Below are 7,836 nucleotides of genomic sequence, written 5' to 3' on the forward strand. Positions count from 1 at the left end.
GACTGGAGAATTGATCATGCGTAAATGGAAAATCGCGCTGGGAACGGCCGTCGCCCTTGGGGCCATTTCGGTGGCGAGCGTTCACCTGCTCGACATGGGCAGCCTCAGCCTCAACGCCGGCACAGCCGGGGCGGCAACCCCCAAGCCGGAAGCCTTTGTCATGCCGGTGCCGGTGGTGAGCGTCGTCAAGAAGACGATCCCGATCTATCTCGACTACGCCGCCCGGGTGGAGCCGATCCGCAGCATCACGCTGCAGGCGCGCGTGCCGGGCTATCTGCAAGAGCAGGTCGCCACCGACGGCAGCGACGTTGCGAAGGGCGACCTTCTCTACAAGATCGCGCCGGAGGATTTCCAGGCTGCCCTCGAGCAGGCGAAGGCGCTTATCCAGCGCGACACGGCGACGCTCGATTATGCGCGCTCCAATCTCGGGCGCGGCAGCGAACTCGCCAAGAGCGGCTATCTCGCCAAGGACGTGTTCGACCAGCGCACCAGCACCTTGCGTGAGGCTCAGGCCTCGCTTGCCGTGAACCAGGCCGCCTTGCGGACCGCCGAGCTCAATTTGAGCTATACCGAAATCCGTGCCCCGTTCGCGGGACGCATCGGACGCAGCCAAGCATCCGTTGGAACGCTGGTCAGCGTCGCCGGCACGGTGCTCAATTCGCTGGTGCAGCTCGATCCGATCTACGTCACCTTCAATCCGAGCGAAACGGACCTGACACAGATCGAGGAAGCCCGGGCCGCGGGACCGATCAGTGTCGACGTCCTGCTTCCCGGTGAAACGGAACCGCGCCAGAAGGGCGATCTTACCTTCATAGACAACACGATCGATCGCTCGACCGGCACGATCACGGCACGGGCGACGGTCGGCAACGGCAAGTTCACGCTGCTGCCCGGCCAATATGTCCGCGTCCGGCTGCACGTCAAAGAGCAGCCCGATGCGCTGATGGTACCGCAGACGGCACTCGGCTCAGGCCAGCTCGGCAAATACCTCTATGTCGTCGGCAAGGACAACACGGTCGACCAGCGTATCGTTTCGCTCGGACCGACCAATGGCGATCAGGTCGCCATCTTGAGCGGTGTGGCCGAAGGCGACCGGGTGATTACCGGGAATCTGCAGAAGATCGGCCCGGGAATGCCGGTCTCGCCGCTGCCCGAGAAACCGGCCACCTGATAACCCCCATCAGGTCCGGTCCCGCGGCGCCCTCGGCTCCCACGCCAAGGGCGCCGTTTTTGCTGATGTTTTCGACACGGCCGATTCAAGCCGTAGTGCGAACGGCGGCTCTGGCGACGATGGCAGCATAGAGGCGCTCTCCAACTGTGAAGGCAGTTTGTGGATCAGCAAACGAGACATCCATCCAGCCGACGGCTTGTCGCGGCCACACGTATCACTCGCGCGAACGCCCGCTTCGACCTGGTTGGATGGACTGCTGGATTTAGGCGGCATAAGGCACCGTCTTCCAGGTCAAATCCTGGCGCAACCGTTTCGCCGGTCAGGCCGCCTGCAGGATACGGATCCCGTGGCGTCCGGTAAGCTCGATCACGCGGCTAATCATGCCAGCGGTCGGCGGGCCGGAGGGCGCGTCCTTGGATGCAGCCTCTTCGAAGAATGCGATCATCTCGTCGTCGACGATCGCCATGAAAATAACCGGCACGGGACCAGCATTGCGATAGCCATGGGGTGCGTTGCCCGGAATGGTGACGACATCACCGGGTTCCACCTCATATTCTTGCGCGACCCCATCGATCATTGTCCATATCGTGAGGGTGCCCTCGAGAATGCGGAAAATTTCCGCGGAAGGATGCGTGTGGGGCGGCGTGCCGCTTCCAGGAGGTACCGTGACGTCGATCACGTTGAGTGCCGTCCCAGCGAGCTTTGCCCGGACAGCGACCTGATCGCCCATCACCCAGAAGCCTTGAACCGAATCGGTCGGATGGACCGTCGCTTTGGTCTTATGCCAAGTCACTTGCTTTTTCCTTTCGAACAGCGCCTTGCTGCGATTTTGCCGCATTGAGCAAGGCGCGAATTGCCCAGGCGGCTGCCTCTCCGGCCTCACGGCCGGTAAGACCCCAGTAGTCTTTCATCGTCTGCCAGGCAGTGGCGCTGAACAGGAGCTGGATCACGGCCTCAAGCTGGCGCGCCGCCTTCGGGTCCATTGCGTTTGCGACTTGCGAAAGGCTGCTCTGAAAGGCACGTTGCCGCTCACCATTGGCTTGCAGGCGCATCTCGCGCCCGGTAGCGCTCGCATGCGAGGCTCTGACTACGCCTTCGATTGCGTCCAACGAGGCGAAAAGGTCGGGAGGAAGATCGATCAGATCCTGCTCCCGCTCAGGCCAGAACCGCACTCCCAGAGAGGCATTGGTGCTGGCCCAAAAGGCCTCCAAAAGCGCTTCCTTCGTCGGGAAATGGCGGAAGATGGTCCGTCGGTTTACGCCCGAAACCTCGGCAACCTCATCGAAGCCAAGGAGGCTGTACGGATTTTGCTCCAGAATCGTTCGAATGGACGCGAGGATGCGCTCGCGCGTGGCCTGCGCCTGCTCTGCCCGCAGCGGGCTCTCGTATTTCTGAGTCATCGTTTGTGAATTCATGTCACTGCTAGTGACACAAACCTTCCCAGTCGTCAATGGACATTGCGAAGGCTACGCACCGGGCCGTTTCCCGCTGCGAGAAGCCAGCTGACGCTCAGCGGCCGGGACCTAGTCGGCTTGCATGGCCAGGCTGGCTGAGGCCGGAAGGGCGCCAATGTCTCCAGGATCGCGAATCCAGCTCTTGTTAGATTGTCGACAATCTGCTTGTCTTGCTTTCGGTTCCCTGGAGCAGCCGAATGGCAAAGCTGGATTTCAGTCCGATCGCCGACACGACAAGACGCGCCGAGATCGTGGGGCTGCTCCGGCGGGCGATCCTGACCGGCCAGCTGGAACCGGGACAGAAGCTCAACGAACTCAGGATTTCCGAGCAGATGCGGGTGAGCCGCGCGCCGCTGCGCGAGGCGATGCGCGAGCTGGTGCAGGAAGGCATCCTGACCAGCATTCCCTACGCCGGAACCTTCGTCATCAACGTCACCGCCAAGGACATCGACGACGCCTATTCGCTCAACAAGGTGCTCGACGAGTTCGCCATCGAGCGGACCTGGCCGGTTCGCGACCAGCGCTTCTTCGACGAACTCGACCGGCGCCATGCGGCGGTGAAGCAGGCGACGCGCGACCTGGACACCACGCGACAGATCGAAACGGCGCTGCAACTGCATGGCCTGATCCACGAATGGGCCGACAATTCGGTGCTGCTTGAAACGTGGCAACGGCTGACCAGCCGGCTGCAGATGTATTTCGCGTTGCACCAGCGGGCGCGCAACGAGCCGGTGCCTGCCGTAGGTGCTCACGAGACCTATGTTCGGCTGCTCAAGGGCAGCGACATGCGCGCCGCACAGCGCCACGCCAAGGACCATATCGACCTGGATTTCGAAGAACTGCTCGCCTATGCGCGCGGGCTGGAACAGCGCGGCTCAAAGGGCGCCGGCGCCGATCGTGCCGGCCGACCTAGAGGCGGCTGAGCCCGACAAATTTGACGGACATCCCGGAACACAGACAACGGACAGAACACGTGCAGATCAAAACCATCAAGGCCTACCATGTCGTGCAGCCCTTCGTGGATGGGCCTTACCGCATGTCCAAGGGGCGTGTCGCCGATGCGTTCGACGCGGTGATCGTCGCCGTCATCGCCGATAGCGGGCTCACCGGCTGGGGCGAGATGGCGCCGCTTGGCAATTTCTATTCGCCTGCCTTCGCTGCGGGTACTCGCGCCGGCGTCGTCGAGATCGCGCCGCATCTCATTGGCCATGACCCACGCGGGCTTGCCAGTATCAACAGGCTGATGGACACGGTGTTCAAGGGCCATCCCTACATCAAGTCGGCGCTCGACATGGCATGCTCGGATCTCGCGGCGCGCGCCGCCGACGTGCCGCTGGTCACGTTGCTTGGCGGCCGCGAAAGCGAGACGGCCGAACTCTACAAAGTCGTCACCCACGGCACGGTCGACGCGATGGCCGCGCTCGCCAAGCACATCGTCGGGGAAGGATTTCATCGGCTGCAAGTCAAGGTCGGCGGCAACGTCCATGACGACATCGAACGCGTCACAGCCGTCGCCGCCGCCGTGCCGAAGGGCACCGTCATCTTCTGCGACGCCAATGCCGGTTGGACGCCTTACCAGGCGCGCCAGTTCGCCGATGCGACGCGCAACATCGACTATACGTTCGAGCAGCCCTGCACGACGATCGACGAATGCCTGTCGGTGCGCCGCTCGCTCGACAAGCCGATGGTGCTCGACGAATCCGTCGCCTCGCTGGACGACATGCTCGACATCCACCGCAAGGGCGCGGCCGACGGGCTGACGCTGAAGATCTCGCGCCTCGGCGGCATCACCAAGACGCGCCAGATCCGCGACCTTGCCGTCGACCTCGGCTTCATGATCACGGTCGAGGACACTGGCGGCGCCGAGATCGACACATCAGCCATGGCGCATCTGTCGCTGTCGACGCCGGAGGAGCGCCGGCTGCACGCCATCGCCTTTCACGAATGGGTGACGGTGCGCACCGCATCCAACATGCCGCCGGTTTCGGGAAGCCGTATGGGCATTCCGGATGGGCCGGGCCTCGGCATCGATGTCGTTCCCGGCCTGTTCGGTGCGCCCTTCTTCGAAATCGGCAGCTGAGCTGCAACAAGGCTGCACCCAATTATCCTGAATATGCCGCGTCCTTCTGACTGCGGAGGCACGGCCGTGTGGATTGACCGCTCATCCAATCGTCTTCGGCCGATTGCAGAGCGACAATGCCCAATTGCCGGTTGAAATATTTTTCATTTGCAAATAGAAATGTTCAAAACGTTGATTTGGACGCTGCGGCGCGTCAGGAACTGGAGGAAGCGACATGTCCCATCCGCAATTTGCAGCGGAACTTCTGCAGCGCGCTGAACAGCAGGGGCCGATCACCATCGGGCTTGCCGGCGCCGGACAGATGGGCACCGACATCGTCGTCCAGGTCGCGCTGATGCCGGGCATGCGGATCGGCGCTATTTCCGAAGTCAGGCCGCAGGCAGCGATCGACGCGGCGCTGCTCGCTGGCCATGACCGTTCCGACATCGTCCAGGCCGGCAATGCGGCCGCGATCGACCGCGCCATCGAGGCCGGCAAGATCGCGGTGACCGAAGATTTGCATGCGCTGGCGGCGGCCGGCCGGATCGACGTCATCATCGACGCGACGGGCAATCCCAATATCGGCACGCTGTTCGCGCTGGAAGTGATGAAGAACGGCAAGCACATCGTCATGCTCAATGTCGAGGCCGACATCACCATCGGCCGCTTCCTCAAGGAAGAAGCGCGCAAGGCTGGCGTCGTCTATACCGGTGCGGCCGGCGACGAGCCGGCCTGCACGCTGGAGATCATCGGCTTTGCCAAGAGCCTCGGCTTCAACATCATCGCCGCCGGCAAGGGCAAGAACAATCCGCTGAAGATCGACGCCATGCCGGCCGACTACGAGAAGGAGGCGGCCGAGCGCAACATGAATGCGCGCATGCTGGTCGAATTCGTCGACGGCTCGAAGACGGCGATCGAGATGGTGGCGATCGCCAATGCGACCGGCCTAGTGCCCGATGTGCCGGGCATGCACGGCCCAACCGCGACGCTGGAGGAGTTGGCCAGCGTGCTTTGCCCGCGCGAGGATGGCGGCGTGCTGCATCGCAAGGGCGTTGTCGATTACTCGATCGGCAAGGGTGTGGCGCCCGGTGTGTTCTGCATCATCGAGACCCGGCATCCGCGTGTGCTGGAGCGCATGATCGACCTCAAGGTCGGCAAGGGCCCCTATTTCACGATCTTCCGGCCCTATCATCTGACCAGCCTGGAAGTGCCGCTGTCGGCGGCGCGCGCCGTGGTCTACAAGCGGGCCGACATGGAGCCGCTCGACCATCCTGTGGCCGAGGCGGTGGCGGTCGCCAAGAGCGATCTTGGCGTTGGCCAGTCGCTCGGCATGATCGGCGAGAATGACTACCGCGGCTTCGCCATGACCTGGGGGGATGCGCGCGCCCGCGGCGCCCTGCCGCTCGGCCTTGCCGAACGCGCCAAGGTGGTCAAGCCGCTCAAGACCGGCGACTTCCTGACCTATGAAAATTGTGTACCCGACGATTCGATGGTGATAACCCAGATCCGCCGCCGTCTCGACCAGTCGGACGGACGGTTCGTTACAAACGCAGCCTGACCCCGCCGGATCTCCGCCTGATGGACGATGTCGTAATCGGGATCGACGCCTCGACCACGGCCGTGAAGGCGATTGCCTTCGCGCGCGACGGCGAGGAGCTGTTCCAGGCGCGCGAGCCGTACCCGCTTTCAAATCCGAAGCCCGGCCATTTCGAGCAGGACGCCGAACATTGGTGGACGGCGCTGCTTGGCGCATTGAAGCAGGTCACCGAGGCGGTCGGCGCTGCGCGGGTGGCGGCGATCTGCATCGCCCATCAGCGAGAGACCTTCACGCTGGTGGACAGCGCCGGCAAAGCACTCATCCCGGCGATCCTGTGGCTCGACGAACGCGCCCGGCCGCAGGTTATCAGGCTTTCGGCCGAACTCGGCCGCGAGGCGATCCGCGACTGGAGCGGCAAGCCGCCGGACCCGACGCCGGCGCTCTACGCCATTGCCTGGCTTGCCGAGCACCAGCCGCAAGTGCTTCGCCAGGCAGCGGCACTGGTCGACGTGCACGGTTTCTTCGTCCAGCGGCTGACCGGGCGATTGGTCACCAGCACCGCGAGTGCGGACCCGCTCGGGCTGCTCGATGTCGAGAAAGGTACCTGGCATCCCCGCCTCGTTGCGGCCGCCGGACTGCAGATGGAGCAATTACCCGAGCTGGTCGCGCCAGGCGTGGTCTGCGGCAGTCTTTCCGCAAGCATAGCCCAGCTGACCGGCCTGAGGGCCGGCACGCCGATCGTTGCCGGCGCTGGGGACGGCCAGGCGATGGGCCTCGGCATGGGCGTCTACGGCGAGGGCAAGAGCTATCTCTCGCTCGGCTCCGGCGTGGTCAGCGGCTGCTATTCCGGCAAGGTGAAAACCTCGGACGCCTTTCGCACGCTGGTGTCGCCGACCGGCTCCGGTTTCATGCTGGAGACCGTGCTGCGCTCGGGCATGCAGCTGGTCGACTGGATCGTGCGAACCACCGGTTCGCCCTCGGCGGCAGCGCTGGAGAAAGTGGCGCTGGATGTTGCCGCGGGCAGCGAGGGCCTGCTCATCATGCCCTATTGGGCCGGCGTCATGAGCCCGTATTGGGACGGTGCGGCGCGCGGCGCCATTGTCGGCCTGTCGCTCGATCACCGGCCGGAGCATCTCTTCCGCGCTGTCCTGGAAGGCATCGCCTTCGAGCAGGCCGTCGCCACCGAGGCCATGGAAGCCCAGGCCGGCGGACCGGCGGCGATGATCGCCGCCGGCGGCGGCACCAATTGCGCGCTGCTAATGCAGATCATGGCAAGCGTGCTCGAGCGGCCGCTCTCGGTTTCGCCGGTCAACGAAGCCGCCGCACTCGGCGCTGCCATGCTGGCGGCAGCGGCTGTCGGCTGGTTTGCCTCGCCGGAAGCCGCAGCAGAGGTAATGGCTGCCGCTCCCACCAGGCATGTCGATCCGGTCGACGGGCTTGTCGCCGCCTATCGCAGCCGCAAGGAAATCTACCGCGACCTTTACCAGGCGACGCGCGATATCCACACCCGCCTCGGCGCTCTCGGCGAAATCTAGAGCGTCGGACGTTCAGTTTGAATCGCGAGGGATTCCAGTGAGGCGTGGTTCATGATTCACTTCCTGTAGGAGGTGATTTG

At 63.9% G+C, this 7,836-nt stretch carries 7 protein-coding genes; 5 read left to right on the forward strand and 2 right to left on the reverse strand.

The window, feature by feature from the left end; genetic code table 11:
• The first annotated feature begins 16 nt into the window (after positions 1–16).
• Entirely contained in the window at positions 17–1,171 is a 1,155-nt protein-coding gene (locus NKK47_RS30780) for an efflux RND transporter periplasmic adaptor subunit (protein ID WP_352579432.1), read from the forward strand.
• A gap of 319 nt (positions 1,172–1,490) precedes the next feature.
• Here the strand turns inward: NKK47_RS30780 and NKK47_RS30785 are convergent, their stop codons facing one another.
• Together NKK47_RS30785 and NKK47_RS30790 are read right to left on the reverse strand one after the other, a co-directional pair.
• Complete coding sequence (locus NKK47_RS30785) at positions 1,491–2,009, reverse strand: cupin domain-containing protein (RefSeq protein WP_352579433.1); 519 nt, start codon at positions 2,007–2,009, stop codon at positions 1,491–1,493.
• Positions 1,951–2,571, reverse strand: coding sequence for a TetR/AcrR family transcriptional regulator (locus tag NKK47_RS30790; RefSeq protein WP_352579434.1), 621 nt, complete (start codon positions 2,569–2,571; stop codon positions 1,951–1,953). The genes NKK47_RS30785 and NKK47_RS30790 overlap by 59 nt, the downstream gene beginning before the upstream one ends.
• A 251-nt stretch (positions 2,572–2,822) precedes the next feature.
• Between NKK47_RS30790 and NKK47_RS30795 the strand changes: the two genes are divergently transcribed.
• The 4 genes from NKK47_RS30795 (at position 2,823) to NKK47_RS30810 (ending at position 7,756) form a co-directional block, all read left to right on the forward strand.
• On the forward strand, positions 2,823–3,548 hold the full coding sequence (locus NKK47_RS30795) for a GntR family transcriptional regulator (protein ID WP_352579435.1): 726 nt from the start codon (positions 2,823–2,825) through the stop codon (positions 3,546–3,548).
• Between the two features lie 50 nt (positions 3,549–3,598).
• Positions 3,599–4,705, forward strand: a complete 1,107-nt coding sequence (locus NKK47_RS30800; RefSeq protein WP_352579436.1) for a mandelate racemase/muconate lactonizing enzyme family protein — start codon at positions 3,599–3,601, stop codon at positions 4,703–4,705.
• A 214-nt stretch (positions 4,706–4,919) separates the two neighbouring features.
• On the forward strand, positions 4,920–6,242 hold the full coding sequence (locus NKK47_RS30805) for an NAD(P)H-dependent oxidoreductase (RefSeq protein ID WP_352579437.1): 1,323 nt from the start codon (positions 4,920–4,922) through the stop codon (positions 6,240–6,242).
• Positions 6,243–6,262: 20 nt separating this feature from the next.
• On the forward strand, positions 6,263–7,756 hold the full coding sequence (locus tag NKK47_RS30810; RefSeq protein ID WP_352579438.1) for a xylulokinase: 1,494 nt from the start codon (positions 6,263–6,265) through the stop codon (positions 7,754–7,756).
• Positions 7,757–7,836 lie beyond the last annotated feature (80 nt).

This window comes from Mesorhizobium sp. M0019 (genome assembly GCF_040323975.1).
In the GTDB taxonomy this organism is placed as follows: Bacteria; Pseudomonadota; Alphaproteobacteria; order Rhizobiales; family Rhizobiaceae; genus Mesorhizobium.